Annotated in this window: 23 protein-coding genes; 13 read left to right on the forward strand and 10 right to left on the reverse strand. The window is 67.1% G+C overall.

The window, feature by feature from the left end; translation table 11 throughout:
• Nucleotides 1–122 precede the first annotated feature (122 nt).
• Together ligD and J3A66_RS13710 are read right to left on the reverse strand one after the other, a co-directional pair.
• Complete coding sequence (gene ligD / locus J3A66_RS13705; protein WP_348634052.1) at nt 123–2,621, reverse strand: DNA ligase D; 2,499 nt, start codon at nt 2,619–2,621, stop codon at nt 123–125.
• Nucleotides 2,622–2,689: 68 nt separating this feature from the next.
• Nucleotides 2,690–3,577, reverse strand: a complete 888-nt coding sequence (locus J3A66_RS13710) for a Ku protein (protein WP_209569468.1) — start codon at nt 3,575–3,577, stop codon at nt 2,690–2,692.
• Between the two features lie 113 nt (nt 3,578–3,690).
• On the opposite strand from J3A66_RS13710, the gene pdxH reads away from it, so the two are divergent.
• The 3 genes from pdxH to J3A66_RS13725 are packed head-to-tail and all read left to right on the forward strand — an operon-like array spanning nt 3,691 to nt 6,045.
• The gene (pdxH, locus tag J3A66_RS13715; RefSeq protein WP_209569470.1) at nt 3,691–4,269 is read left to right on the forward strand and encodes a pyridoxamine 5'-phosphate oxidase; all 579 of its coding nucleotides are present in this window, start codon (nt 3,691–3,693) and stop codon (nt 4,267–4,269) included.
• Entirely contained in the window at nt 4,266–5,213 is a 948-nt protein-coding gene (locus tag J3A66_RS13720) for a cation diffusion facilitator family transporter (protein ID WP_037529981.1), read from the forward strand. The genes pdxH and J3A66_RS13720 overlap by 4 nt, the downstream gene beginning before the upstream one ends.
• Before the next feature lie 40 nt (nt 5,214–5,253).
• A complete protein-coding gene (locus J3A66_RS13725) occupies nt 5,254–6,045 on the forward strand; it encodes a PhzF family phenazine biosynthesis protein (protein WP_209569472.1) in 792 nt (263 codons plus the stop codon).
• A 118-nt stretch (nt 6,046–6,163) separates the two neighbouring features.
• Here J3A66_RS13725 and J3A66_RS13730 read toward each other — a convergent pair whose 3' ends face one another.
• Nucleotides 6,164–6,412 (reverse strand): UvrB/UvrC motif-containing protein, encoded by a 249-nt coding sequence (locus J3A66_RS13730; protein WP_031440563.1) that lies wholly within the window; start codon nt 6,410–6,412, stop codon nt 6,164–6,166.
• 15 nt (nt 6,413–6,427) lie between these two features.
• Nucleotides 6,428–7,552 (reverse strand): tRNA 2-thiouridine(34) synthase MnmA, encoded by a 1,125-nt coding sequence (gene mnmA / locus J3A66_RS13735; protein ID WP_192069627.1) that lies wholly within the window; start codon nt 7,550–7,552, stop codon nt 6,428–6,430.
• Between the two features lie 136 nt (nt 7,553–7,688).
• Between mnmA and J3A66_RS13740 the strand changes: the two genes are divergently transcribed.
• From J3A66_RS13740 to J3A66_RS13750, 3 genes are all read left to right on the forward strand, one after another.
• Nucleotides 7,689–7,916 (forward strand): hypothetical protein, encoded by a 228-nt coding sequence (locus J3A66_RS13740; protein WP_031393005.1) that lies wholly within the window; start codon nt 7,689–7,691, stop codon nt 7,914–7,916.
• Between the two features lie 102 nt (nt 7,917–8,018).
• The gene (locus J3A66_RS13745; RefSeq protein WP_031393004.1) at nt 8,019–8,318 is read left to right on the forward strand and encodes a DUF1153 domain-containing protein; all 300 of its coding nucleotides are present in this window, start codon (nt 8,019–8,021) and stop codon (nt 8,316–8,318) included.
• Between the two features lie 102 nt (nt 8,319–8,420).
• Nucleotides 8,421–8,678 carry a GlsB/YeaQ/YmgE family stress response membrane protein gene (locus J3A66_RS13750; protein WP_031393003.1) on the forward strand — a complete coding sequence of 86 codons (258 nt, stop codon included), beginning with the start codon at nt 8,421–8,423 and terminating at the stop codon, nt 8,676–8,678.
• Between the two features lie 66 nt (nt 8,679–8,744).
• Here J3A66_RS13750 and J3A66_RS13755 read toward each other — a convergent pair whose 3' ends face one another.
• On the reverse strand, nt 8,745–9,470 hold the full coding sequence (locus tag J3A66_RS13755) for an SIMPL domain-containing protein (RefSeq protein ID WP_209570517.1): 726 nt from the start codon (nt 9,468–9,470) through the stop codon (nt 8,745–8,747).
• 232 nt (nt 9,471–9,702) lie between these two features.
• Here J3A66_RS13755 and J3A66_RS13760 point away from each other — a divergent pair, with 232 nt between their 5' ends.
• The 3 genes from J3A66_RS13760 to J3A66_RS13770 are packed head-to-tail and all read left to right on the forward strand — an operon-like array spanning nt 9,703 to nt 15,405.
• Complete coding sequence (locus J3A66_RS13760; protein WP_031440560.1) at nt 9,703–10,917, forward strand: efflux RND transporter periplasmic adaptor subunit; 1,215 nt, start codon at nt 9,703–9,705, stop codon at nt 10,915–10,917.
• Between the two features lie 6 nt (nt 10,918–10,923).
• Entirely contained in the window at nt 10,924–14,079 is a 3,156-nt protein-coding gene (locus J3A66_RS13765; protein ID WP_031440559.1) for an efflux RND transporter permease subunit, read from the forward strand.
• Between the two features lie 57 nt (nt 14,080–14,136).
• Entirely contained in the window at nt 14,137–15,405 is a 1,269-nt protein-coding gene (locus tag J3A66_RS13770; protein ID WP_031396261.1) for a DUF445 domain-containing protein, read from the forward strand.
• 9 nt (nt 15,406–15,414) lie between these two features.
• Here the strand turns inward: J3A66_RS13770 and J3A66_RS13775 are convergent, their stop codons facing one another.
• On the reverse strand, nt 15,415–16,095 hold the full coding sequence (locus tag J3A66_RS13775) for an HAD-IB family hydrolase (protein ID WP_031440557.1): 681 nt from the start codon (nt 16,093–16,095) through the stop codon (nt 15,415–15,417).
• 62 nt (nt 16,096–16,157) lie between these two features.
• On the opposite strand from J3A66_RS13775, the gene J3A66_RS13780 reads away from it, so the two are divergent.
• From J3A66_RS13780 to J3A66_RS13795, 4 genes are read left to right on the forward strand one after another with little or no spacing between them, the layout of a single operon-like run.
• Nucleotides 16,158–17,267 (forward strand): ABC transporter permease, encoded by a 1,110-nt coding sequence (locus tag J3A66_RS13780; protein WP_031396263.1) that lies wholly within the window; start codon nt 16,158–16,160, stop codon nt 17,265–17,267.
• Entirely contained in the window at nt 17,267–18,154 is an 888-nt protein-coding gene (locus tag J3A66_RS13785; RefSeq protein ID WP_209569474.1) for an ABC transporter ATP-binding protein, read from the forward strand. Before J3A66_RS13780 ends, J3A66_RS13785 begins: the two co-directional genes overlap by 1 nt.
• Complete coding sequence (locus tag J3A66_RS13790) at nt 18,154–19,116, forward strand: MlaD family protein (protein ID WP_031396265.1); 963 nt, start codon at nt 18,154–18,156, stop codon at nt 19,114–19,116. Before J3A66_RS13785 ends, J3A66_RS13790 begins: the two co-directional genes overlap by 1 nt.
• Complete coding sequence (locus tag J3A66_RS13795) at nt 19,116–19,715, forward strand: ABC-type transport auxiliary lipoprotein family protein (protein ID WP_031396266.1); 600 nt, start codon at nt 19,116–19,118, stop codon at nt 19,713–19,715. The genes J3A66_RS13790 and J3A66_RS13795 overlap by 1 nt, the downstream gene beginning before the upstream one ends.
• 7 nt (nt 19,716–19,722) lie before the next feature.
• Here the strand turns inward: J3A66_RS13795 and J3A66_RS13800 are convergent, their stop codons facing one another.
• The 4 genes from J3A66_RS13800 to glgC all read right to left on the reverse strand — a co-directional run bounded on the left by J3A66_RS13800 (nt 19,723) and on the right by glgC (nt 25,011).
• Nucleotides 19,723–20,577, reverse strand: coding sequence for a CoA ester lyase (locus J3A66_RS13800; protein WP_209569476.1), 855 nt, complete (start codon nt 20,575–20,577; stop codon nt 19,723–19,725).
• A gap of 66 nt (nt 20,578–20,643) precedes the next feature.
• Nucleotides 20,644–22,263 (reverse strand): alpha-D-glucose phosphate-specific phosphoglucomutase, encoded by a 1,620-nt coding sequence (locus J3A66_RS13805; RefSeq protein ID WP_209569478.1) that lies wholly within the window; start codon nt 22,261–22,263, stop codon nt 20,644–20,646.
• Nucleotides 22,260–23,705, reverse strand: coding sequence for a glycogen synthase GlgA (gene glgA, locus J3A66_RS13810; protein WP_209569480.1), 1,446 nt, complete (start codon nt 23,703–23,705; stop codon nt 22,260–22,262). The genes J3A66_RS13805 and glgA overlap by 4 nt, the downstream gene beginning before the upstream one ends.
• A 43-nt stretch (nt 23,706–23,748) precedes the next feature.
• Nucleotides 23,749–25,011: a glucose-1-phosphate adenylyltransferase gene (gene glgC, locus J3A66_RS13815; protein ID WP_031396272.1), complete on the reverse strand. Its 1,263-nt coding sequence runs from the start codon at nt 25,009–25,011 to the stop codon at nt 23,749–23,751.
• Nucleotides 25,012–25,033 lie beyond the last annotated feature (22 nt).

Below are 25,033 nucleotides of genomic sequence, written 5' to 3' on the forward strand. Positions count from 1 at the left end.
GGCCGGGGCCCAATTGGGTGGAGGGGCGTAACGGCTAGCCACCCTTTATCACGGGCGTCCCCCAATTGGGCCCCGGCCTTCGCCGGGGTGGAGTGCGGGGGTTAGGGGAGGCTGCCGCGCCTTCAGAAATCCGGCAGCACCTGGTCCGCCCCGCCCCAGCCCTTCAATCCGCGTGATCCGGCGCGTGCGATCAGCTCTTCGACGTCGCGCACGCCCCAGCGGGCGGCGGTGTCGATGTCGCGCAATTCGCTCCATGATACGGGGGCGGCGACAGGCGCGCCGGCGCGGGCGCGGGCGGAATAGGGCATCACCGCGGTGCTGCCGCGCTGGTTGCGGAGCCAGTCGATGAAGATCCGGCCCTTGCGCTTGGCCTTGGCCATCGATGCCACGAACCGGTCGGGTTCGGCACTCGCCAGCGCGCGGGCGAAGCGGTCGGCGAAATCCTTGACCGCGGGCCATTCCGCCCTGGGGGTGAGCGGGACGACGACATGGACGCCCTTGCCGCCTGACAGCATTGCGAAGCTGACGAGGCCGAGTTCGGCGAGCTGCGTCTTCAGATACTCTGCGGCCTTCTTGGTATCGTCGAAGTCGAGCCCCTCGTCGGGGTCGAGATCGAAGACGAGCCGGTCGGGCTTTTCGAGCGTCTGATTGGAGGATCCCCAGCCGTGGAATTCGATCGTCCCCATCTGGACGCAGGCGACCAGCCCGTCGGCATCGTCGACATAGAGATAGTTCTCGGTCGATCCGTCCTTCTCGCGGATCGGTACCTGATGGACCGCGTCGCCGAAGCTGCCGGCATCGTGTTTCTGGAAGAAGCAGGCGCGCGACCGGCCTTGCGGACAGCGGACGAGGCTGATCGGGCGGTTGCCCGCGAAGGGGAGGATGAGGCCCGACAGCGCGGTATAATAATCGGCGAGATCACCCTTGGTGACGTCGGACTCGTCGAAGATCACGCGGTCGCGGTTGGTGATCTTTATCGTGGTGTCAGGCGCGGCATCGGGGAGCGGGGCGGGGGTCTCCGCGACGACGTCCTTCGCCGCCTTGTCCTCGCGCAGGCCGATGAAGCTCGAATGGCGCAGCACGCCGTCGGGGGTGGTTTCGGCAAAGGCGATTTCCGCGACGAGCTTCGGCGTCACCCAGTGCGCGCCGCGGACCGCGGCTTTCGGGGCCTCGACGGTCGGCGTCTTGCGGCCGAGCGCCTCGAGCTTGCCGCGGAGCTCGTCCATCAGCGCCTGGTCGAAGCCGGTGCCGACCTTGCCCGCATAGCGATAGGTCTTGCCCTCGCGGACGCCGAGCAGCAGCGACTTGAAGCCGCGCTTCTTGTCGGACGGGAGCCAGCCGACGATGACGAATTCCTGACGGTGCGTGCATTTGACCTTGAGCCACGCCTTGGTCCGCTTGCCCTGATAGGGCGCGTCGGCGCGTTTCGAGACGATGCCTTCGAGGCCCTCGCGGCACATCGTCTCGAACAATTGCTCGCCCGCGCCGATGACGTGGTCCGAATAGCGCAGGCGGTCGTCATCGGCCGGGATCAGCGGTTCGAGCCGGGCCTTGCGGTCGAGATTGGACAGGCCGGTCAGGTCCTCGCCGTCGAGTGCGAGCAGGTCGAACGCGAACAGGGTCATGGCGCCGCCGCTGGAGATCGCGTCCTTCAGCGTCGAAAAATCGGGGTGACCGTTCTTGAAGGCGACGATCTCGCCGTCGATTAACGCCGATTTTACGGGGAGCTTCGCGGCGGCGGCGGCGATTCCGGCGAACTTGTCGGTCCAGTCGAGGCCGGTGCGGGTGAAGACCCTGGCCGTGCCGCTCGCGACCGCGACGAGCGCGCGGTAGCCGTCATATTTGACCTCGTGCAGCCAGGCGGTGCCGGTGGGGACGGCGTCGACGAGCGTGCAGAGTTGGGGGTCGCGAAAATCGGGGAGCGTGCCGTCATCCTGGCGAAGGCCAGGATCCAGAGTATGGGCCGCGACGCTTTTGGCTCTGGATCCCGGCTTTCGCCGGGATGACGGGGGAGGGGCTGCTTTGCTCGCGCGTGCCGGCTTCTTGCCCTCGGCAATCTCCGCCATCGTGCGGCCGGTCGAGATGCTCGTCAGCGCTTCGTCGACCAGCGTGTCGGTGCCGCCCGCCGCGGCGTCGTCGATCTTGCGGAGCAGCCAGTTCTCGCGCTTTTCCTTCGCGCGGGGTTTCAGGCGGATCAGCAGCCATTCGCCTTTCATCCGTTCGCCATCGAGGACGAAGTGGAGATGCCCCTTGTCGAGGTCCTTCGCCGACTTCCCCTTGATCGGGGCCCAGGTGCCGCGGTCCCACAGCATCACCGTGCCGCCGCCATATTCTCCCGCGGGGATCGCGCCTTCGAACGTGGCGTAGCTCAAGGGATGGTCCTCGGTGCGGACCGCGAGGCGCTTTTCGTCGGGATCGAGGCTGGGGCCGCGGGTGACCGCCCAGCTTTTGAGGACGCCGTCGATCTCCAGGCGCAGGTCCCAGTGGAGGCGGGTGGCGTCGTGCTTCTGCACCATGAAGCTGTTGCCGTTGCCGGGGGTCAGCGTGCCGGCGGGTTCGGCGGTCTTCGCGAAGTCCCGCTTGGCATTGTAGAGCGCGAGGGGGTCTGGGGTGTCAGCCACCATTATTCTCCCGCGAAGGCGGAAGCCCAGGCTGGGTCCTCGCCTTCGCGGAGACACAACAGGGGGCGTTACGCACGTTTCTTGGCCGGGGTCTTGGTCGCAGTCTTGGTCGCGGTCTTGGCCGGGGCTTTCTTGGCGGGTGCCTTCTTCGCAGCCGTGGCCGTGCCGCCCGATTTCTCCATCGACTTCTTCAGCGCCGCCATCAGGTCGACGACGTTCGACCCCTTGCTCTCGCCGCTGTCCTTTTCGTCGATGATCGTCTTGCCGTTCGCCTTGCGCTTGCGCTCGATCAGGTCCTTCAGCGCGTCGACATAGCGGTCGTGGAAGTCCTGCGGGTGAAAGTCGCCGCTGCGCTTCTCGATCAGCGCCTCGGCGAGTTCGAGCAGCTCCTCGGAGGGCTTGTCGTCGGGGATGTCGCGGAAATAGCCCTGCGCCTTGTGCACCTCGTCCGCGTAGCGCAGCGTCTCGAGCACCAAGCCGCGCCCGCAGGGCTTGAGGCTGACGACATATTCGCGGCCGCGCATCGCCAGCTGGCCGAGCCCGACCTTCTTCGTGCGCCGGAGCGCCTCGCGCAGGACGATGAACGCCTCCTCCGCCAGATCGTCCGCAGGGACGACGAAATAGGGCTTTTCATAATAGAGCACGTCGATGTCGCTCGCATCGACGAACTGGGTCAGTTCGAGCGTCTTCTTCGACTCGAGCTTCACCGCGTCGATCTCGTCCTGGTCGAGCAGGACATATTCGCCCTTTTCGACCTCATAGCCCTTCATGATCTCGTCGGCGTCGACCGGGCCGACGCCGGTGACGACCTTGTCGTAATGGATCGGCTGGCCCGAGGGTTCGTGGATCTGCTTGAACGAGACGGCCGCACCCGATTTGGTGGCGGAGTAGATTTCGACCGGGATCGAGACCAGCGCAAGCCGGATCTGTCCCTGCCAATAGGCGCGCGCTGCCACGGTGCGGTTTCCTTCGTTGCGAAACCGATTCAATCGTCGGCGTGGCGAGTCGTTCCGTGAGCGCCGTGCCGTGCGCTGTTTCGCGGCCCGCCAAGTTTCGCTATGGCGCTGCCATGTCCGATAACCCGATCACGCTGTTCGAGGCCTGGTACGCCGAGGCCAGGCAAACAGAAATCAACGACTCCAACGCTGTAGCCCTCGCCACTGCGGATGCGCAGGGACGTCCGTCGGTGCGGATGGTGCTGCTGAAAGGGCATGGCCCCGATGGTTTCGTCATCTACACCAACCGCGAGAGCCGCAAGGCGGGCGAACTGACCGCGAACGCGCATGCGGCGTTGCTCTTCCACTGGAAGTCGCTGCGCCGGCAGGTCCGGATCGAGGGGCGCGTCAGCCTGGTGAGCGATGCGGAATCGGACGCCTATTTCGCGACGCGCGGCCGTAATTCGCAACTCGGGGCCTGGGCGTCGGAGCAATCGCGCCCGCTCGACACGCGCGACACATTCGAACGCCGCTTTGCCGAGGCGCAGGCGCGGTTCGAGGGTGGCGACGTGCCGCGGCCACCGCATTGGGGCGGGTACCGGATCGCGCCCGATCGCATCGAGCTGTGGCAGGACCGCGAACACCGCCTACATGAGCGGCGACTGTTCGTGCGCGACGGTGAAGGCTGGACCGAAGGATTGCTGTTCCCATGACCCAGGACGAACGCCGCAGGGTGATCCCGCTGGCGACGCGCGCGGCGCTCGCCAGCGTCGCGATGGCGTGTTTCCTGCTGCTGCTGAAGGGCTTTGCGGCGTGGACGACCGGGTCGGTCGCGATGCTCGGCTCGCTCGCCGACACCGCGCTCGACCTGCTCGCGAGCCTCGTCACGCTGTATGGCGTGCGGCTGGCGGCGACGCCGGCCGATCACGACCACCGTTTCGGCCACGGCAAGGCGGAGGCGCTCGCCGCGCTGTTCCAGGTGATGCTGATCACCGCGTCGGCCGCCGGCATCGCCTGGCGCGCGATCCTCGCGTTCAACGATCCGCAGCCGACCACGGGCGCCGATTTCGGCATCGGCGTGTCGGTCGTCGCGATCGTCGCGACGGTGTTCCTGCTCGCCTATCAGCGCCGGATCATCCGCCAGACCGGATCGGTCGCGATTCTTGCTGACAATGTCCATTACCAGTCGGACGTGCTGCTCAACGGGTCGGTGATCGTCGCATTGGTGCTCGACCAGTATCTGGGGTGGAGCGGGGCGGATCCGATCTTCGGCATCGTCATCGCCTTGTGGCTCGCCTGGGGTGCGTTCTCGGCCTCGTCGAACGCGATCGACCAGCTGATGGACAAGGAATGGCCCGAGGATCTGCGTGCACAGTTCCTCGACGTGGCGGCGCGTCAGCCCGGCATCCGCGGCATCCATGACTTCCGCACCCGCCGGTCGGGCAGCCATGATTTCGCGCAGTTCCACATGGAGGTCGCGCGCGACCTGACCGTCGCGCATGCCCACGACATCGTCGAGGCGGTCGAGCGTAACCTGCGCACCGCCTTCCCCAAGGTCGAAGTGCTGATCCACCTCGATCCCGAAGGGCATGTCGATACCGACAATCCGCTGGTCGAGGCGGACGTGACGCCGCATTGGTTTGGCAAGCGGGTTTAACCCGCTGGGCGCCCGACAACCGGGTATGAGGGGCAGCAGCATGAGAATACCGTTCGCGCAGATCGATGCGTTCGCCGACACGGCCTTTGCGGGAAATCCGGCGGCGGTGATGCCGTTGTCGGCGTGGCTCGACGATGCGGTGCTGCTGGATATCGCGCAGGAGAACAACCTGAGCGAGACCGCGTTCATCGTCCCCTCGGCCGAAGAGGGCGTCGATTTCGAACTGCGCTGGTTCACGCCGGGCGCGGAGGTCGCGTTGTGTGGTCATGCGACGCTGGCCAGCGGGCATTTCGTGCTGTCGTCGGATAGCGCGCGCGACCGGGTCCGGTTCGCGACGCGGCAGGCCGGGATCCTCGAGGTCGCCTGCGCGGATGCCGGATACACGCTCGAGCTGCCGGCCTGGGCGCCCGCGCCGAAGGCGATGCCGGAGATCGTCGCGGCACTGACGATCGATTCGCCGGTCGAGACCTTGTGGCACGACAAGGGCTATGCGCTGGTGATCGTCGAGGACGAGGCTATCGTCCGCAACCTGAAACCGGATTTCGTCGCGCTGGCGAAGTTTCCGATCGTCGCGATCGTCGCGGCGAAGGGGTCCGCGACCGCAATCGTCAGCCGCGTCTTCACGCCTTATTATGCGATCAACGAGGATCCGGTGACGGGGTCGGCGCATGCGGTGATGGTGCCGTACTGGGCGCAGACGCTGGGCGACAGTTTCACCGCGTTCCAGGCAAGCGCGCGCGGGGGGCGGCTGACGTGCCGGCTCGAAGGCGACCGGGTGGTGCTTGGCGGTGCGTGCGTGACGGTGATCGAGGGAACGTTCCTGCTGCCGTGATAACGGTCTAAATCTACGTCATCCTGACGAAAGTCAGGATCCAGAGCCAGGATCGTCTCGCCCCGTCACCCTGGATCCTGACTTTCGTCAGGATGACGGAAGAGGAGCGGCGTGGCGGCTAGCGCTTGCGGCCCTTGGTCATCGGGTCAGGCTTCTTGGGTTTCACCCAGCCGGGCGGCGGGGTCAGACGTTGCTGGCTGGTGCCCAGACCCATCGCGCCGGGTTGCTGGCGGGTGAGTCCCGCGGTGTCGGCGACGGTGCCGCCGCCGCGGAGCAGGCTGATCTGGTCGCGCAGCCGCCCCGCGGTCTCGAAGTCCATCGCCGCGGCGGCGGCTTCCATCTGGCGGCGCAGGTCGTCGATATCCATGCCACGCCCAACGCGTCAGGCGGCGGCGAGTGCCGCCTCGGTCGACGCGATCCAGCCGCCGCCGAGCACGCGGTCGCCGGCATAGAGGACGGTCGCCTGCCCCGGGGCTACACCATATTCCGGTGCGTCGAACACGACGCGGTCACCGATCAGGCGGGCCGGGACGGGCTTGGCCATCGAGCGCACCTTGGCGGTAAGCGGCCCGGTAAAATCGTCGCCGAGCCAGTTGATGTCGCTCAGCTGCGCCGCCGAAACCGCGAGCGCCCGGCGCGGGCCGACGACGACGCGCCTGGTGTCGGGCTCGACGCGCACAACATAGAGCGGCTCGGGGCTGCCGCCGATCTCCAGTCCGCGACGCTGGCCGACGGTGAAGTGGATCAGCCCGCGATGCTCGCCGAGCTTCATGCCGCCGATATCGACGATATCGCCTGCGGTATCCGCCTCCGGGCGCAGCTTCTTGACCAGTCCGGCGTAATCGCCGTCGGGGACGAAGCAGATATCCTGGCTGTCGGGCTTGGCCGCGACGCCTAGGCCGAGTTCGGCCGCGATCTCGCGCACGCGCGCCTTGGGCAGGCCGCCGAGCGGGAAGCGCAGATAGTCGAGCTGCGCCTGCGTCGTCGCGAACAGGAAATAGCTCTGGTCGCGGGCAGGGTCCGCGCCGCGATGGAGTTCGGCACCGCGTGCACCCTCGACACGGCGGACATAATGGCCGGTCGCCAGGCAATCGGCGCCAAGATCGCGCGCGAGCTTCAGCAGGTCGGTGAACTTGGGTCCCATGTTGCACTGGACGCACGGAATCGGCGTGCGCCCCGCGAGATAAGCGTCGGCAAAGGTGTCGACGACCTGTTCGCGAAAGCTCGATTCATGATCGAAGACGTAATGCGCGATGCCCAGCCGGTCGCAGACCGCGCGCGCGTCGCGAATGTCGCGGCCCGCGCAGCACGAGCCCGCGCGGCCGACCGCCTCGCCGTGATCGTAGAGCTGCAGCGTCACGCCGATCGTCTCCGCGCCGGTCGCATGCGCGAGCGCCGCGACGACCGAGCTGTCGACCCCGCCCGACATCGCGACGACGATCCGTCGACCGGCCAGCGACCCCGACCCTGGTGTCGCGCCGCCGAGCTGAAAATCCGCCTGTTCCATCGGTACACCATAGTCTCTGCGACGAGGCGTTGCAAAAAAAGCGACAGGCGCGACAACTCTTTGTCCCGAACTTTACCTCGTTTTCATTCCCCGGCGTTTAGACGGGACCTCTAGTTGGTGTTTTGCGAGTGTCGCGTTGGATCTGAGCTTCCCCCGTTTCGATCGAGAGGCCGAGCTGACCGTTCTGCCCGGTGACCTGGCGGTGTTGATCGTCGGGATCGCCGCGCGTCAGGCGGCGAGCCCGACCGCGGCGGTTCAGGCCGGGTTTTCGCGGGGTGCGATCGATCCCAAGCTGTTCGCCCCCGTCCACGGGGCGTTCAACGGGCCAATGGCGGATGCCTTGACGCGATGGAAACAGGAATGACCGCGGCGTTTACCGCGGCGTTTCAGCCATTCTTCAACTCCCTTGGCTACGGGTCGTAGCCACGTATCGAGAGGGGGCCCCCGCCCCGATCAGAGGTTGTAAATGATCGAGAACCAGAAGTTCCGCCCTGCCAAGGTCATCGGACCGCTCGGCGAGCAATTGACGCTGGATTCGCTGCCGCCGCCGAGCACGACGCGGTGGGTCGTACGCCGCAAGGCCGAGGTCGTCGCCGCGGTCAATGGCGGTCTGTTGTCGGTCGACGAGGTCTGCGACCGCTATGGACTGACGGTCGAGGAATTTGCCGGATGGCAGCGCGCGATCGACCGGTCGGGGATGCCGGGCCTGCGCGTGACGCGGATCCAGCACTATAAGTCGCTGTACGAAAGGCAGCAAAAATACTGACCCGAATCAGCCTACATAATCAAAACGCGGGCGGAACAAACGTCCGTGCTCGCACGTCTTTCCGCCATCGCCCGGCTACGGGAACAACGGAGGGAAAGTAAAATGGGTATCATTCTTTGGCTGATCATCGGCGGTGTCATTGGCTGGATTGCCAGCATGATCATGCGCACCGACGCGCAGCAGGGCATCTTCCTGAACATCATCGTCGGCATCGTCGGCGCCTTCATCGGCGGCCTGATCCTGTCGGGTGGCTCGATCAACAGCGCACCGCTGACGCTGACCTCCTTCATCGTGTCGCTGCTTGGCGCGATCGTGTTGCTCGCGATCGTCAACCTCGTGCGCCGCGGCAGCGTCCGCTAAGAGCGGTCGCTACACAGCGTTGAAAAAGGGCCGTCCGGGCGACCGGGCGGCCCTTTTTCTATGCGCTCAGTTCAGCAGGAAGCGGACCGAGACCGAAACGGTGACGTCCTTCTCGCCCGCGACGATCTGCGTACTGTCCTTGGCCATCGCCGCGCGGGCCATGAACACCGGCGGGTTCGGATTGCCGGCATTCTCGCCATTCTCGGTGATCGAGACGATCCGCGAGACGCGCATCCCGGCGGACCGCGCATAGATCTCGGCGCGGGCACGCGCGCGCTTGACCGCATCGGCCCGGGCCTCGTCCAGCGCCGCATCGGGCTGGTCGATCGACAGATTGGGCCCGTCGATCTGGTTCGCGCCCTCGGCGACCAGCGCATCGAGGATCGCGCCCGACTTCGCCACGTCGCGGAAGCGGATCGAGACGCTGTTGGTCGCCTGATAGCCGGTGACCGCCGGCGGCTGATTGTCGGCATAGCGATATTGCGGCGCGAGCCCGACCGTCGCGGTGGCGATGTCGCGCGGCGCGACCCCGGCCTTCTTCAATGCCGCGAGCACGCGATTCATCCGCTGCGCATTGTCCGCCAGCGCAGCCGCGGCGGTCGTCGCCTGCGAGACCACGCCTGCGCGGATCGTCGCGACATCGGGCACGCGCGTGGTGCGGCCCTCGGCGCTGACGTCGAGCACCGTCCCGGTCGCGGGGACCATCGGTTCGACCGTCGACGTCTGCGCCTGCGCCGAAGCGGCGGCGGGGATCGCGGCGGCGAGCGGAACCGCCGCCAGCGTCGCGATCATGGTGAGCCTGGTCATATCGTGTCTCCCTGTAAGTCAGCCTGCTTTCGCGATTGATCGAAGCCGGGTCAACGCAGGCTGAACATCGCGTGCAGCTTGCAGACAGGTGCGATCCTGGTCATGTCTGACATTTGGCTGCGCGGCGTGCCGGGGGGCTTGAGCACGGTGATCTATTTATATAATACAGCTGGCGAGTGGTCCGGCGGATTCGGGTCGGGACGGGGATAGCGCGCGCATGAACTACGAAGCCAGGACGATCGGCGGCGAGCCGCAGCAGGTGCTGACGGATCAGACGCCGCCGTCGCATACCCGTCGCAACATCATCATCGCGGTGGTCGTCATCCTCGCGGCGCTGGCCATCGCCTGGTTCGCGTTCGGATCGGGCAAGAAGGATGCAGCGGCGCCCGGTGCGCCGACCGAGCAGATTCCGAGCGTCACCGTCATCGTGCCCGGTCGCCAGACCGTCGACCGGGTGATCGCCGCGACCGGTACGCTGGCTGCACGGCGCGAAATGCCCGTCGGCGTCGCGGGCGAGGGCGGCATGATCACGCGCGTGCTGGTCGAGCCTGGCCAGTGGGTCGCGGCGGGGCAGGTGCTCGCGACGGTCGATCGCTCGGTCCAGACCGAGACCGCGGCATCGCTGTCGGCATCCGTAACCGTGGCGCGGTCGGACGAGACGATCGCGCAGGCGGAGCTCGACCGTGCGCAGCAGCTGGTCGATCGCGGGTTCATCTCGAAGGCGGATCTCCAGCGCAAGGCGGCGACGCGTGATGCGGCGGCGGCGCGCGTCAAGGTGGCGCAGGCGTCGCTCGGCGAGGCCCGCGCGCGCAACGGGCGACTCGACATCCGTGCACCGGCCGCCGGCCTCGTGCTGACCCGCGGCGTCGAGCCCGGGCAGATCGTCAGCTCGGGGACCGGCGTGCTGTTCCGCATGGCGATGGGCGGACAGATGGAAATGCGCGCGGCGCTGGCCGAAAGCGATCTGCTCGGCCTTCCGGTCGGTGCGCGGGCGACGGTGACCCCGGTCGGTTCGGCCAAGGGGTATAAGGGCGAGGTCTGGCAGGTGTCGCCGGTGATCGATCCGCAGACGCGCCAGGGCGTCGCGCGAATCGCGCTCGCCTATGATCCCGCGCTGCGCCCGGGCGGGTTCGCCGCGGCGTCGATCGTCGGTGGCGCGACGGTCGCGCCGCAGTTGCCCGACTCGGCGTTGCAGAGCGACGACAAGGGCAGTTTCGTGTATGTTGTCGGTCCCGACGACAAGGTGGTGCGCCGCGACGTGAAGATCGGTCAGGTTTCCGACAGTGCGGTGACGATCGCAGGCGGGCTGCAGGGCAACGAACGCGTCGTCCAGTCGGCCGGCGGGTTCCTCGCACCCGGGCAGAAGGTCAAGCCCGTGACCAAGGCGACGACCAGCGCGACGACGACACCCACCAGTAGCAAACGGGGCTGACGCACCATGGGTTTCCGCAACATCTCGGCTTGGGCGATCCGCAACCCGGTACCGCCGATCGTGCTGTTCCTCGCACTGACGCTGGCGGGAATCGTCAGCTTCATGCGGATGGACGTGAACAACGATCCGGATATCGACTTCCCGATCGCGATCGTCGTCATCAGCCAGCCGGGCGCGGCGCCCACCGAACTGGAAACCCAGGTCACGCAGCGGGTCGAGGCGGCGGTGCGGACGCTGCAGGGCATCGACCAGATCAGCTCGACGGTCACCGAAGGCACGTCGCAGACGGTCATCCAGCTCAATATCGGCACGCCGATCGACCGCGCGGTCAACGACGTTCGCGACGCGATCGCGCAGATCCGCGGCGACCTGCCCGAGGGGATCCTCGAGCCGCAGGTGTTCCGCGCCAACACCACCGACGAGGATATCGCGAGCTATTCCGCGATCGCCAGCGACATGACGGTCGAACAGCTCAGCTGGTACATCGACAATACCGTGGCGAAGGAGCTGCTGTCGGTATCGGGGCTTGCCGCGGTCAACCGCAATGGCGGGGTGAGCCGCGAGATTCGCGTGATCCTCGATCCCGTCAAGCTGCAGAGCCAGGGGCTGACCGCGAGCCAGGTCAACGCGCAGCTGCGTCAGGTCAATCTGAACGCGGCGGGCGGCCGCGCGGAGATCGCCGGATCCGAACAGTCGGTCCGTGTGCTCGGAAATGCCAAGAACGCTTATGACCTTGGCCAGACGCAGATCTCGGTCGGCGGGCGGACCGTGCGGCTGGCGGACATCGCGCAGGTCCGCGATCTCTATGCCGAGCAGCGGACGGCGGCGGCGATCAACGGTCGCCAGGTCATCAGCTTCGACTTCCAGCGCGCCAAGGGCGCGTCCGACGTCACCGTGTTCAACGATGCGGTGAAGAAGCTCGAGGCGCTGGAGAAGCGCAACCCGGCGGTGCATTTCGTGCTGCGCTCGAACAGCGTGAAATATACCGAGGAGCAATATCACAGCGCGATCGACGCGATGATCGAGGGCGCGGTGCTCGCGGTGATCGTGGTGTTCCTGTTCCTGCGCGACTGGCGCGCGACGATCATTTCCGCACTCGCGATTCCGCTGTCGGCGATTCCCGCCTTCTGGTTCATGGACCTGCTCGGCTTCACGCTGAACCAGATGACGCTGCTCGCGCTCAGCCTCGTCGCGGGCGTGCTGGTCGATGACGCGATCGTCGAGATCGAGAACATCGTCCGGCACATGCGGATGGGCAAATCCGCCTATCAGGCGTCGATCGACGCCGCCGACGAGATCGGGCTGGCGGTGCTCGCGACGACGATGTCGATCGTCGCGGTGTTCCTGCCGGTCGGACTGATGCCGGGTATCTCGGGTCAGTTCTTCAAGAATTTCGGTCTGACCGTGGTCGCCTCGGTGCTGATGAGCCTCGCGGTCGCGCGCCTCATCACGCCGATGATCGCGGCCTATTTCCTGAAGGCGCACGGCACCGCCAGTCACGGCGAAGGCAAGCTGATGGACTGGTACATGGCGTCGCTGCGCTTCACGCTGCGGCACCGCTGGCTGCCGGTCGTCGCGGGTGCGGCGGCGACCGCGATCACGATCGCGATGTTCTTCGTCCTGCCCTCGACCTTCCAGCCGCCGCGCGACAGCGACACCAGCACCGCGACGATCGACATGGTCCCCGGCACGACGCTGGCGCAGACCCAGGCGGTCGTGACCCGGGTCGCGAGCATCCTCCAGGCGCAACCCGATGTCGCATCGGTCTATGCCCGCACCGCGGTCGGCAATGGCCGCGTCACCGCGACGCTCAAGGACGATCGCTCGATGAAGAGCACCGCGTTCGAGCGGAGTCTCGCGCCGCAGCTCGCGGCGATCCCCGATGCGCGTGTGTCGTTCCGGTCGCAGTTCGGCTGGGGCGGCAGCAATCGCGACGTGACGATCACGCTGGGCGGCGACGATCCGGTCAAGCTCGACGCGACCGCGCAGAAGATCGTCACCGAGATGGCAAAACTGCCGTCGCTCGTCGCGCCGCGCGTCGCGGGCAATCTGCAGCGGCCTGAAATCGTCATCCGCCCGCGGCTCGATCTCGCTGCCAATCTCGGCGTGACGACGCAGGGCCTGTCGAGTGCGATCCGCATCGCGACGCTGGGCGATATCGACCAGAACAGCGCACGCTTCTCGCTCAGCGATCGCCAGATCCCGATCCGCGTCGCGCTCGACCAGAATGCGCGGACGAGCCTCGCGACGATCCAGAACCTGCCGGTCGCCACCGCGACGGGCGGATCGGTGCCGCTCAGCCTCGTCGCCGATATCGGGCTGGGCTCGGGGCCGACCAAGATCGACCGCGTCAACCAGCAGCGCCAGCTGTCGATCGGAGCGGATCTCGCGCCCGGCGTGATCAGCGGCGATGCGCAGAAGCAGATCCATGCGCTGCCGACGATGAACGCGCTGCCGATCGGGGTGAGCGAACTCGTCCTTGGCCAGGCCAAGTGGCAGGCCGAGATGATCAGCAACTTCATCGTCGCGGTGGTGGCGGGCGTGCTGCTCGTCTTCGCGGTGCTCGTGCTGCTCTATCGCCGTCTGTTGCCGCCGTTCGTCAACATGGGCTCGCTGATCCTCGCGCCGCTCGGCGGGCTGCTCGCCTTGTGGGTGACGGGTCATCCGATCTCGATGCCGGTCTATATCGGGCTGCTGATGCTGCTCGGGATCGTCGCGAAGAACTCGATCCTGCTGATCGACTTTGCGCTCGAGGAGATGGGCAAGGGCGTCGATATCTGGACTGCGATCGTCGATGCCGGGCACAAGCGCGCGCAGCCGATCGTCATGACCACGGTCGCGATGGTCGCGGGCATGGTGCCGACCGCGCTGTCGATCGGCGGCGACGGATCGTTCCGCGCGCCGATGGGCATCACCGTGATCGGCGGTCTGGTGATGTCGACCGTGCTGACGCTGCTGATCGTGCCGGCGACGTTCAGCATCGCGGTCGGGATCGAGCGCTGGGCAGGGCCACGACTGGGTCGTCGTCTGCTCACCTTCCGGCCCGGCGACGACGGCGCGGAAGTGGTCGGGATCGCCGGCCCCAACGCGCCGGCGCTCGGGCCTGCATCGCCCAAAATCGGCTTTCGCGACGGCGATGGCGGGACACAGCCGGCGGAATGATCGCCGGCGTGACAGCTCACGGGTGAACTATCCCTGCGCTCGGGGATTGTTTCGGGCATGACATCGAATTCCCGCGTGCGCCTGGCCAAGGAAGCGACCAACCCGGCTCTCATTCGCATGCGGATCGTCGCGACCGGGCTGCTTGTGCTGATGGCGGTCGTGTTCCTGGTAAGCCGCGCGCTGGTCGACCGGCACCCTGCGATCGGCTTCGTCCGGGCCTTTGCCGAGGCGGCGATGGTCGGCGGGCTGGCGGACTGGTTTGCGGTCACCGCGCTGTTCCGCCATCCGCTCGGGCTGCCCATCCCGCACACCGCGATCATCCCGCGGAACAAGGACCGGATCGGCGACACGCTCGCAATATTCCTGCGCGACAACTTCCTGCTGCCCTCGGTCATCTCGCGCCGGATGCGTCGGCTCGACGTCGCGGGCGCGATCGCACACTGGCTGACCGATCCGCCCGAAGGGGCAGGGGGGCGGTTCCGGTCGGGCGCGTCGAAGCTGGTCGCGCAGATTCTCGAAGGCCTCGACCCCGCGCGGCTCGGCGGTATGGTAAAGGCCGGCATCCGCGCAAGGCTGCGCCAGACCGAGATATCGCCGATCCTCGGCCAGTTGCTCAAGGCGGCGATCGCCGAACGTCGTCACGCCCCGCTGCTCGAGGCGGCGATCCGCTGGGCATCGGTCACGCTGGCCGCGAACGACCATCTCGTCCGGGCGATGGTGCATGAGAAGTCGGGTTCGATCCTGCGCTGGACGGGGCTCGACACCACGGTCGCGGACAAGCTGATCAACGGGTTCGATCGCCTGCTTGCCGAGATGGCGGAGGATCCGCAGCACCCGTTGCGGCTGAAGGCAGAGGAGGCGCTCGAGCGGCTGGCCTGGGACCTCCAATATGACCGCCGCATGCGCGAGCGGGTCGAGGCGATGAAGAACGACCTGCTCGACAACCCCGCGATGCAGCGCTGGCTCGACGGTCTGTGGGAGCAGGCGCGCGGCGCGCTGCTGGCGATCGCGCGCGATCCCGAGCGGGCGATGGCGGGCAAGCTGGGCGACGTGCTGCGCCAGCTCGGCGAGACACTGCTCCACGATCCGCGCCTGTCGCATACGATCAACCGGTTCGTCCGCCGCGCGGTCGTCGGCATCGCGGCGGATTATGGAGACGGGATCGTCCGGCTCGTGTCGGAGACCGTACGCGGCTGGGATGCGGAGACGATCACCAGCCGGCTGGAGAATGCGGTCGGACGCGATCTGCAATATATCCGGGTCAATGGCACGATCGTGGGCGGGCTCGTCGGCCTGGTGATCCACACAGTCGACCGGATCCTCTAGTCGCCTTGGTTATCGCTCCCAGTCGGGCATCGGCCAGCCCTTCGCCTTTGCCAGCAGACGGAGCGGACCGTGCGCGTTGACCGCGAATGGCTCGTCGGCCCAGGCAAAGGTCGGCGCATCGGAGACATGGTCCGAATAGAAGCGGACATGCGCATCGTGCCGCGCGATCCCCTCACGCGCCATCCAGCGCTCGATCATCGCGAGCTTGGCGGGGCCGTAGCAATTCTCGCCGTCGATCCCGGCGAGCAGATGCCCGTTCGCGTCGCGCAGGCTCTCGGTACCGATCACCGCATCGAAGCCGAGCCGCTCGGCGATCGACTCGACGTAGAAGCGGTAGGAGGCGGTCGCCATCACCAGCCTGTATCCCGCCGCGCGATCCGCCTCGATCTGGCGGAGCGCGGCGGCGAAGACACCATCGCGCATCACGCGGTCGGCGAACGCCTCGGCGGCACGACGCTCCTGCGCCGGGGTCAGCGTCTTGCCGAGCATCATCCGCTGCATGATGTGCTTCAGGCGGCCGCGGCTCATCAGCTTGGCGAGATATCCCGCCGCCGCGAGCGCCGCGACCGGCACCAGCGCGAGTCGCCACGGCGCGCCGCCGGTGCGCGTGGTGTGGATCAGGAACGGCGTCCAGGTCGGCGCGTGGGTGATCGTTTTGTCCATGTCGTAGATGGCGAGAAGCTGGGTCATTGGGCCGGCTTACACAGCATTCGTCTTGCCGATCCAGTCCGTTTGCCGCAAAGGTGCCGCCGATGAGCGCGATGGCCGATTTTCAGCAGGACGGTGCCGACACGGGTACGCTTCGCTTCACCGGCGATCTGTCGCTCGCCAACATCGGAAATCTTCCCGATCGGCTCGAGGCAGTCGATGCCGCGTCGATCAAACGGGTCGATCTGAGCCAGGTCGACCGGATCGACACGATCGGCGCCTGGATCGTCCACCGCTTCGCCGCACGCAACGACGCGACGATCGACGGGCTTGATGCCGACGGCCAGAATTTGTTCGATCAGGTCGTCGCCTCCGACCAGCCGCTGGCGGCACGCGGCAAGCCGGTTGGTTCGGTAAAGCGCGTGCTGGGCGAGATCGGCGACGCGGTCGTGCTGACCGGCCGGACGATGCTCGGCCTGCTCGCCTTTTTGGGCGCGACGACGATCGCCTTCGGCAGCGTCATTCGCCACCCCAAGCGCTTCCGCTTCAACGCGGTCGTCCAGCGGTTCGAGGTCGTCGGCATCGCCGCACTCGGCATCGTCGGACTGATGAGCTTCCTGATCGGCGTCGTCATCGCGCAGCAGGGTGCGGTCCAGCTCCGCCAGTTCGGCGCAGAGGTGTTCACGATCAACCTGGTCGGGCGGTTGACGCTGCGCGAACTCGGCGTGCTGATGACCGCGATCATGGTCGCGGGCCGGTCGGGCTCCGCCTTTGCGGCGCAGCTCGGCACGATGAAGCTGACCGAAGAGATCGACGCGATGCGGACGATCGGGGTGTCGCCGATGGAGGCGCTTGTCCTGCCGCGCGTGCTGGCGGCGATCGTGATGATGCCGCTGCTCGCCTTCTACGCGTCGCTGATCGCGATCATCGGCGGTGGGCTGCTGTGCTGGATCCAGCTCGGCATCCCGCCCGTCACCTTCATCGCCCGGATCCGCGAGGTCGTGCCGATCACCGATCTGTACATCGCGCTGATCAAGGCCCCGGTGTTCGGGGCGATCATCGCGGTCGCGGGTTGTTTCCAGGGCATGCAGGTCGAGGCCGATGCCGAACAGGTCGGGCTGCGCACAACCTCGGCGGTGGTGCAGGGCATCTTCCTCGTCATCGTGCTCGACGCGTTCTTCGCGGTATTCTTCACCTGGATCGGCTGGGACTGATGGCCCGCAAGACTGACGACAGCATCATCTCCGTAAAGGGGCTGAGGAACGAGTTCGGCGATTCGGTCGTGCATGACGGTCTCGATCTCGACGTCCGGCGTGGCGAGATCCTCGGCGTGGTCGGCGGGTCGGGGACCGGCAAGTCGGTGCTGATGCGCTCGATCATCGGCCTCCAGACGCCCGCCGAGGGCGCGATCACGGTGTTCGGAGAATCGAATATCGGCCGCGAAGAAACCGAGGCGACCGAGATCCGCAAGCGCTGGGGCGTGCTGTTCCAGGGCGGCGCGCTGTTCTCGACGCTGACGGTTGCCGAGAATGTCGAAGTGCCGCTGCGCGAATTCTATCCTGACCTGCCGCCCGCGCTGCTCGCCGAGATCGCGGCTTACAAGGTCGTGATGACCGGACTGCCCGCGGATGCCGCGAACAAGTTCCCCGCCGAACTGTCGGGGGGCATGAAGAAGCGCGCCGGGCTCGCGCGCGCGCTCGCGCTCGACCCCGAGCTGCTGTTCCTCGACGAGCCGACCGCGGGGCTCGACCCGATCGGTGCGGCGGCGTTCGATTCGCTGACGCAGTCGTTGCAGAAGACGCTGGGCCTGACCGTCTTCCTGATCACGCACGACCTCGATACGCTCTACGCGATCTGCGACCGTGTCGCGGTGCTCGCCGACAAGAAGGTGATCGCGGTCGGCACGATCGACGAACTGCTCGCGCTCGACCATCCGTGGATCGAGGAATATTTCAAGGGGCCGCGCGGCCGCGCCGCGGTGGCGACCAAGGAGGCGCATCGCAGCGCCGACGCGGTCGCCGATGCCCACCCGACCGAAGTCCAGTCCGCGCCGGACGACGCCGACGCGACATATGCCGAGAAAGAAGCAAGGACGCTCTGATGGAAACCCGTTCGAACCATGTCCTTGTCGGCGCCGTCGTGCTGATCCTGCTGGCGATGCTCGCATTGTTCACCGTGTGGATCGCGCGGCTCGGCGGCACGGAAGAGAAGGAATATGACATCTTCTTCCGCCAGTCGGTCGATGGTCTGGCGCGCGGGTCCGCCGTTACCTTTTCAGGTGTGCCGTCGGGACAGGTGAAGTCGATCTCGCTGTGGAAGAACGACCCGCAGTTCGTCCGCGTCCGCATCAGCGTGAACGAGGAGACGCCGGTGCTCCAGGGCACGACCGCGTCGATTTCGGGCGTTGGGTTCACCGGCGTCAGCCAGGTGTCGCTCGATGGCGCGCGCAAGGGTGCGCCCGCGGTCGGCTGCCCCGATTCGAACGGCCAGCCATGCCCGTATGGCGTGCCGGTCATCCCGACCAAGCAGGGTGGCCTTGGCGCGATCCTCAATTCGGCACCGCAGCTGCTCGAGCGTCTGTCGACGCTGACCGAGCGGCTGACCGGGCTGCTGACCGATCGCAACCAGGCGTCGATCGCCGGGATCCTCGAGAACACCAATCGCCTGACCGATGCGCTGGCCGATCGCGGGCCGGAAATCGCCGCGACGCTGGCACAGACGCGGGTTGCGATCCAGCAGGCGGGCGATGCCGCACAGCAGTTCGGGGTGCTCGCGCAGACCACCAACGGGGTGCTGTCCGAAGACGTGAAACCGGCGATGGCCAATCTGAACAAGGCGATCCAGTCGGCACAGACCAGCGCCGAAACGCTGAACGCGGCGATCGGCGATGCGCGGCCCGGGCTGCAGGCCTTCTCGAAGACCACCATTCCCGAAGCTAACCGCCTCGTCCACGATCTGCGTACCACCGCCGCGGCGCTGTCGTCGGTTGCCGAACGTGTCGACCAGCAGGGGGCAGGCTCGCTCGTCGGGCAGCAGAAGCTTCCGGACTATAAGGGTAAGTGATGACCGCCATGAAGACACCGCTGTTCATCCTCCTCGCGGCGCTGCCGCTCAGCGCCTGCATCAGCTTTGGTGCCGCACCGCCGCCGACCCTGCTGACGCTGACGACGCAGTCCGCGGTTGCCGTTGGGCAGAACCAGAATTCGGCGACGTCGAAGTCGATCACGCTGCAGGTGCCGACGGTGCCGCAGGCGCTGGCGACCGCGCGTGTGCCGGTGCAGGCCACCGCGACGTCGATCGCCTATGTGAAGGACGCGCAATGGGCCGAGCCCCCCGCACGGCTGTTCGCGCGGCTGATGTCCGATACGGTGGCTGCGCGCACCGGGATGGTCGTGCTGTCGACGGTCCAGGCAGTCGGCGATCCGAGTGCAATGCTGGGCGGGGAGCTGCGCAATTTCGGGCTCGACGCGACGACGCGCGAGGCGGTCGTGACGTTCGATGCCTCACTGACGCGGGCAGGGATGCAGTCGGTCGAGAAGCGTCGCTTCGAGGCGCGCGTCCCGGTCGCGGCGATCGATGCGCCGTCTGCGGCGGCGGGGATCAACACTGCGGCCAACAGCGTCGCACAGCAGGTCGCGGACTGGGTCGGCCGCCCGCGCTGAGCCGGGGTCAGCCTGCGGGCTGACCCGCCTGTGCGAGCATCGCCTCCGCTTCGGCGAGGTGGAGTCGTTCGACCATCTCACCGTTCAGGCGGATCGCGCCCTTGTCCGCAGTGGCGCCGTCCGCGAACGCTGCGACCACCGTCTGGGCCCATTCGAGCTGGTCGGGGGTAGGGCCGAACGCGGTGTTCGCCACCGCGATCTGCGCCGGATGGATCAGCGTCTTGCCGTCATAGCCGAGACCAGCGCCCTGCTCGGCTTCGGCGGCGAGACGCGCCGGATCGTCGAGCGCGTTGCAGACGCCGTCCAGCGCCACCAGCCCGGCCGCGCGTGCGGCCGTCAAGATCGCCATCAGCGCGGGGATGAGTGGCGTTCGATCGACGCCCGGGCGGCAGCGCAGCTCCTTGGCGAGGTCGTTGGTGCCGGCAATCAGCGCGGTGAGCCGCGATCCCGCGGCCGCACGAGCGATCGCCGGTAGCTCGAGCACGCCGCCACAGGTCTCGATCATCGCCCAGATCGGTGGCCCGTCGGTACCCAGTGCGGCGCGGACGGCGGCAAGATCGACGGCGCCGGAGATCTTGGGCACGAGCACCGCATCGACGCCGAGACCGCGAAAGGCGGCGATGTCGTCGGCGCCCCATGGGGTATCGAGCGCGTTGATCCGCACCACCAGCTCGCGCGTGCCGAAACCGCCCGTGCCGACCTCGGCAACGACACGGTCGCGCGCCGCCGCCTTCTCGTCGGGCGCCACCGCATCCTCGAGGTCGAGGATCACGACGTCGCAGGGCAGACTGCGGGCCTTGGCGATGGCGCGAGGGTTGGAGGCGGGCATGTAGAGCGCGCTGCGGCGACGGCGAAGGGTCATGACGCCCAGCTTAGAAGACTATGGCCGGGGTTTGAACCCCGGCCCGCCTGCCGCGGGGTGACGCGATCAGGTGACGACGTCGGGTGCGCTTCGGCCGGTATGCTGCGCGATCCCTGCGATCGATTCGGCCGCCGCGACGATGTTCGCCAGCATGTCGCCGGTTTCGCGGTCGAGATCGCCGCCGACGGGCTCATAGCGTTCGAGATAGACGCGCAGCGTCGCGCCGGTCGTGCCGGTGCCCGACAGGCGGAACACGACGCGGCTGCCGCCTGTAAACAGAATGCGGACGCCCTGGTTGCGGCTGATCGAGCCGTCGGTCGGGTCGGTATAGGCGAACTCGTCCGCGGTCTCGACGGTGAGGTCGCCGAACTGCTTGCCGGGCAGGGTGGCGAGGCTGGCGCGCAACGCGGCCATCAGCGCGTCGGCGCGCGGGGTCTCGATGCCCTCATAATCGTGGCGCGCGTAATAATTGCGGCCGTACTTCGCCCAGTGATCGCGGGCGATCGCGTCGACTCTCTCGCCGCGGACCGCGAGGATGTTGAGCCACAGGAGTACCGCCCAGAGCCCGTCCTTCTCGCGGACGTGGTCGGACCCGGTCCCGGCGCTTTCCTCGCCGCAGATCGTCGCCATGCCGGCATCGAGCAGATTGCCGAAGAACTTCCAGCCGGTCGGCGTCTCGTACGCGGGAATGCCCAGAGCCTCGGCAACGCGGTCGGCGGCCGCACTGGTCGGCATCGAGCGGGCAATGCCCTTGAGGCCACCGGCATAACCGGGGGCGAGGTGCGCGTTTGCCGCCAGCATCGCGAGGCTGTCCGACGGGGTTACGAAGCGGTGGCGGCCGATGATCAGGTTGCGGTCGCCATCGCCGTCCGATGCCGCACCGAAATCGGGGGCGTCGGGCGCCATCATCGTCTCGTACAGCTCATGCGCGTGGACGAGGTTGGGGTCGGGGTGATGCCCACCGAAATCGGGCAGTGGGGTGCCGTTGCGCACCGTGCCCGCGGCAAAGCCCAGGCGGCGTTCGAGGATCTCTGTCGCATAGGGCCCGGTGACCGCGCTCATCGCGTCGAACGCCATCGTCAGCCTGGCGGCACGGATCGCGTCGAAGTCGAACAGCGTCTCCATCAGCGCGGCATAGTCCTCGACCGGATCGACCACCTCGACGGGCATGTCACCGACCATGACCTCACCGTCCTGGTCGAGATCGATGTCGGCCGCGTCGACGGTCAGCCAGCGGTCGATCTCGAGCGTCCGCGCGTTGATCGCGTCGGTGATCGATTCAGGCGCGGGACCGCCATTGGCGATGTTGTACTTGATCCCGAAATCCTCGTCCGGACCGCCGGGATTGTGGCTGGCGGACAGGACCAGCCCGCCGATCGCGCCACGCTTGCGGATCATGTGGCTGGCGGCGGGCGTCGACAGGATGCCGCCACGCCCGACGATCACGCGACCAAAGCCGTTCGCGGCAGCCATGCGGATTGCGACCTGGATCACCTCGCGGTTGAGGAAGCGGCCGTCGCCACCAATCACCAACGTCGCGCCGGCCTTGTCCTCGACCACGTCGAACACCGACTGGACGAAGTTTTCGGCATAATTGGCCTGCTGGAAGACCTTCACCTTCTTGCGCAGACCCGATGTGCCCGGCTTCTGATCGGTATAGGGCGTGCTAGTAACGGTACGGATCATGTAGGCTCCACAAGGCTCGAATACAGGGTCGCATAACGCCGGCCACTCTCGTCCCACGAGAAGTCCGCGCGCATCGCATTGCGCTGCAACATGGCCCAGCGATCGGGGCGTGCATAGAGCGCGATCGTTCGGCGCAGCGCATGGCTGAGCGCTTCGGGCGTGATGCCGTCATGCTGGATACCGGTTGCGACGCCCGCGGCGACCGCCGCCTCGTTCGCGTCGATCACCGTGTCGGCCAGCCCGCCGGTGCGCGCGACGACGGGGATGCAGCCATAGGCCAGCCCGTAAAGCTGAGTCAGGCCGCAGGGTTCGAACCGCGACGGGATCAGGATCGCATCGGCACCCGCCTGAAGCAGATGAGAGACCGGCTCGTCATAGCCGATGCGAACGCCGACCCGGCCCGGATGCCGCTCGGCGGCGGCGAGAAAGGCGTGTTCCAGCCCGCTATCTCCCGACCCGAGCAGTGCGAGCCGGCCGCCGAGCGCCACCAGCTCGTCGATCGCCGCGACGAGGACGTCCATGCCCTTTTGCCAGGTGAGCCGGCTGATGACGGTGAAGATCGGGCCGTCGCCGGTGTCGAGGCCGTACAGCGTCTCGACCGCGCGCTTGTTGATGCGGCGGCGGGTGAGCGTGCGCGCGGTGTAGCGCGACGGCAGCGCGGCATCGGTGGCGGGGTTCCAGACCGCGGGATCGATGCCGTTGACGATGCCCGTCAGCCGATCGGCACGGACGTTGATCAGCCCTTCGAGGCCCATGCCGAATTCGCCGCGACGGATCTCGGCGGCATAGGTCGGGCTGACCGTGGTGATCGCATCAGCAGCCTCGAGCCCGGCCTTCAGGAAACCGACGCCGCCATAATATTCGATCCCGTCGAGCGCGAACGCCGCGTCGGGCAGCGCGAGGTCGGCGAAGATCTCCGCGCCATAGCGGCCCTGGAAGGCGATGTTGTGGATCGTGACGATCGTCTTGGCCGGCGCACCCGGCCCGGGGGCGTAGCGCAGATAGGCAGGCGCCATCGCCGCCTGCCAGTCATGCGCATGGAGGATGTCGAACTGCTGGCCGTCGACGACGCCCGAGACGAGATCGGCGGCGGCCCGGCTGAACGCGGCAAAGCGCAGCCAGTTGTCGACCCAGTCGGCGCCGGTCGTGTCGCCATACGGACCGCCGCCACGCGCGAACAGGCCGGGGGCGTCGAGGATCAGCAGTGGATGGTCGCCGATGCTTGCCGCGAGGATCCGCGCCTCGACGCCGAGCAGGTCGGTGTAGCGGTGGACGACCTTTGCCGTCCGCATGACCGCGGCGAGCGCGGGATAGCCGGGAAGGAAGGTCGTCATCGCGACGCCGTGATGCGCGAGCGCCGCGGGCAGCGCGCCGACGATATCCGCAAGGCCACCGGTCTTGATCAACGGATAGGCTTCGGACGCTACCGAGAGAACACGCATCAGCCGGGCCCCTGTCCTGATCGAGAGAGCGTCGTATACACCCTCACGCGATCAGCCGGTCGATCATGGATTTGGTTACGAGCACCACGCCGCTGTCGGTACGGCGGAAACGCTGCGCGTCGAGTTCGGCGTCCTCGCCGACGACGAGGCCGTCGGGAATGACGACGCCGCGATCGACCACAACCTTCGACAGGCGCGCACCACGGCCGATCTCGCAATGCGGCAGGATCACCGCCTGGTCGAGCATCGAATAGCTGTGCGCGCGCGTGCCCGTGAAGATCAGGCTGCGGTGGATCGACGATCCCGAGATGATGCAGTCGCCCGAAACCAGGCTAGACACCGCTTCGCCGCGGCGTCCGTCATCGGCATGGACGAACTTGGCGGGCGGGGTGACCTCCGAATAGGTCCAGAGCGGCCAGCTGCGGTCATAGAGGTCGAGCTTGGGCACCACGTCGGTGAGGTCGATATTGGCCTCCCAATAGGCGTCGACCGTGCCGACGTCGCGCCAATAGGCCTCGACCTCGCTGCCCGAGCGGACGCAGCTGTCGGAAAAGCGATGCGCGACCGCCTTGCCGTGCTTGACGAGGTAAGGGATGATGTCCTTGCCGAAATCGCGTGCGGATCCCGGCGTCTCGGCATCGCGACGCAATTCGTCGAACAGCAGCTTGGTGTGGAAGACGTAGATCCCCATCGACGCCAGCGCGATGTCCGGATTGCCCGGGATCGCGGGCGGATCGGCCGGCTTCTCGACGAACGCGGTGACATTGTCATGCTCGTCGACCGCCATCACGCCGAAGCCGACCGCCTCCATCCGCGGCACTTCGAGGCAGGCGATCGTGACGTCCGCACCGGTCTCGCAATGCTGTTGCAGGATCAGCTCGTAATCCATCTTGTAGATGTGATCGCCGGCGAGGATCACCATGTACTCGGGCGCGTGGCTCTCGATGATGTCGATATTCTGGTAGACCGCGTCGGCGGTGCCCTCATACCATTGGAACTCGCTGATCCGCTGCGAGGCGGGCAGGATGTCGAAGCTTTCGTTGCGTTCGGAGCGCAGGAAGTTCCAGCCGCTCTGAAGATGGCGGATCAGCGAATGCGCCTTGTACTGGGTCGCGACGCCGATCCGGCGGATGCCCGAGTTGATCGCATTCGACAGCGCGAAATCGATGATCCGCGCCTTGCCGCCGAAATACACCGCGGGTTTTGCGCGGGTATCGGTCAGCTCCATCAACCGACTGCCGCGACCACCGGCCAGCACATACGCCATTGCGTCGCGCGCCAGTGGCTGTCCCCGCCGTTCAACCATGTCCGTCTCTCCCTAATCGTCC

The sequence above is a fragment of the Sphingomonas sp. PvP018 genome (genome assembly GCF_017876865.1).
GTDB lineage: Bacteria > Pseudomonadota > Alphaproteobacteria > Sphingomonadales > Sphingomonadaceae > Sphingomonas > Sphingomonas aerolata.

Excerpts from the sequence above, each read along its gene's own strand:
- pdxH (WP_209569470.1), top strand. The coding sequence starts at position 3,691 with ATGTCCGATAACCCGATCACGCTGTTCGAGGCCTGGTACGCCGAGGCC.
- mnmA (WP_192069627.1), bottom strand. The coding sequence starts at position 7,552 with ATGGAACAGGCGGATTTTCAGCTCGGCGGCGCGACACCAGGGTCGGGG.
- J3A66_RS13795 (WP_031396266.1), top strand. The coding sequence starts at position 19,116 with ATGACCGCCATGAAGACACCGCTGTTCATCCTCCTCGCGGCGCTGCCG.
- glgC (WP_031396272.1), bottom strand. The coding sequence starts at position 25,011 with ATGGTTGAACGGCGGGGACAGCCACTGGCGCGCGACGCAATGGCGTAT.
- J3A66_RS13800 (WP_209569476.1), bottom strand. The coding sequence starts at position 20,577 with ATGACCCTTCGCCGTCGCCGCAGCGCGCTCTACATGCCCGCCTCCAAC.
- glgA (WP_209569480.1), bottom strand. The coding sequence starts at position 23,705 with ATGCGTGTTCTCTCGGTAGCGTCCGAAGCCTATCCGTTGATCAAGACC.
- J3A66_RS13755 (WP_209570517.1), bottom strand. The coding sequence starts at position 9,470 with ATGATCGCGACGCTGGCGGCGGTTCCGCTCGCCGCCGCGATCCCCGCC.
- J3A66_RS13805 (WP_209569478.1), bottom strand. The coding sequence starts at position 22,263 with ATGATCCGTACCGTTACTAGCACGCCCTATACCGATCAGAAGCCGGGC.
- J3A66_RS13720 (WP_037529981.1), top strand. The coding sequence starts at position 4,266 with ATGACCCAGGACGAACGCCGCAGGGTGATCCCGCTGGCGACGCGCGCG.
- J3A66_RS13780 (WP_031396263.1), top strand. The coding sequence starts at position 16,158 with ATGAGCGCGATGGCCGATTTTCAGCAGGACGGTGCCGACACGGGTACG.
- J3A66_RS13750 (WP_031393003.1), top strand. The coding sequence starts at position 8,421 with ATGGGTATCATTCTTTGGCTGATCATCGGCGGTGTCATTGGCTGGATT.
- J3A66_RS13725 (WP_209569472.1), top strand. The coding sequence starts at position 5,254 with ATGAGAATACCGTTCGCGCAGATCGATGCGTTCGCCGACACGGCCTTT.
- J3A66_RS13760 (WP_031440560.1), top strand. The coding sequence starts at position 9,703 with ATGAACTACGAAGCCAGGACGATCGGCGGCGAGCCGCAGCAGGTGCTG.
- J3A66_RS13785 (WP_209569474.1), top strand. The coding sequence starts at position 17,267 with ATGGCCCGCAAGACTGACGACAGCATCATCTCCGTAAAGGGGCTGAGG.
- J3A66_RS13730 (WP_031440563.1), bottom strand. The coding sequence starts at position 6,412 with ATGGATATCGACGACCTGCGCCGCCAGATGGAAGCCGCCGCCGCGGCG.
- J3A66_RS13790 (WP_031396265.1), top strand. The coding sequence starts at position 18,154 with ATGGAAACCCGTTCGAACCATGTCCTTGTCGGCGCCGTCGTGCTGATC.
- J3A66_RS13745 (WP_031393004.1), top strand. The coding sequence starts at position 8,019 with ATGATCGAGAACCAGAAGTTCCGCCCTGCCAAGGTCATCGGACCGCTC.
- J3A66_RS13765 (WP_031440559.1), top strand. The coding sequence starts at position 10,924 with ATGGGTTTCCGCAACATCTCGGCTTGGGCGATCCGCAACCCGGTACCG.
- J3A66_RS13775 (WP_031440557.1), bottom strand. The coding sequence starts at position 16,095 with ATGACCCAGCTTCTCGCCATCTACGACATGGACAAAACGATCACCCAC.
- J3A66_RS13770 (WP_031396261.1), top strand. The coding sequence starts at position 14,137 with ATGACATCGAATTCCCGCGTGCGCCTGGCCAAGGAAGCGACCAACCCG.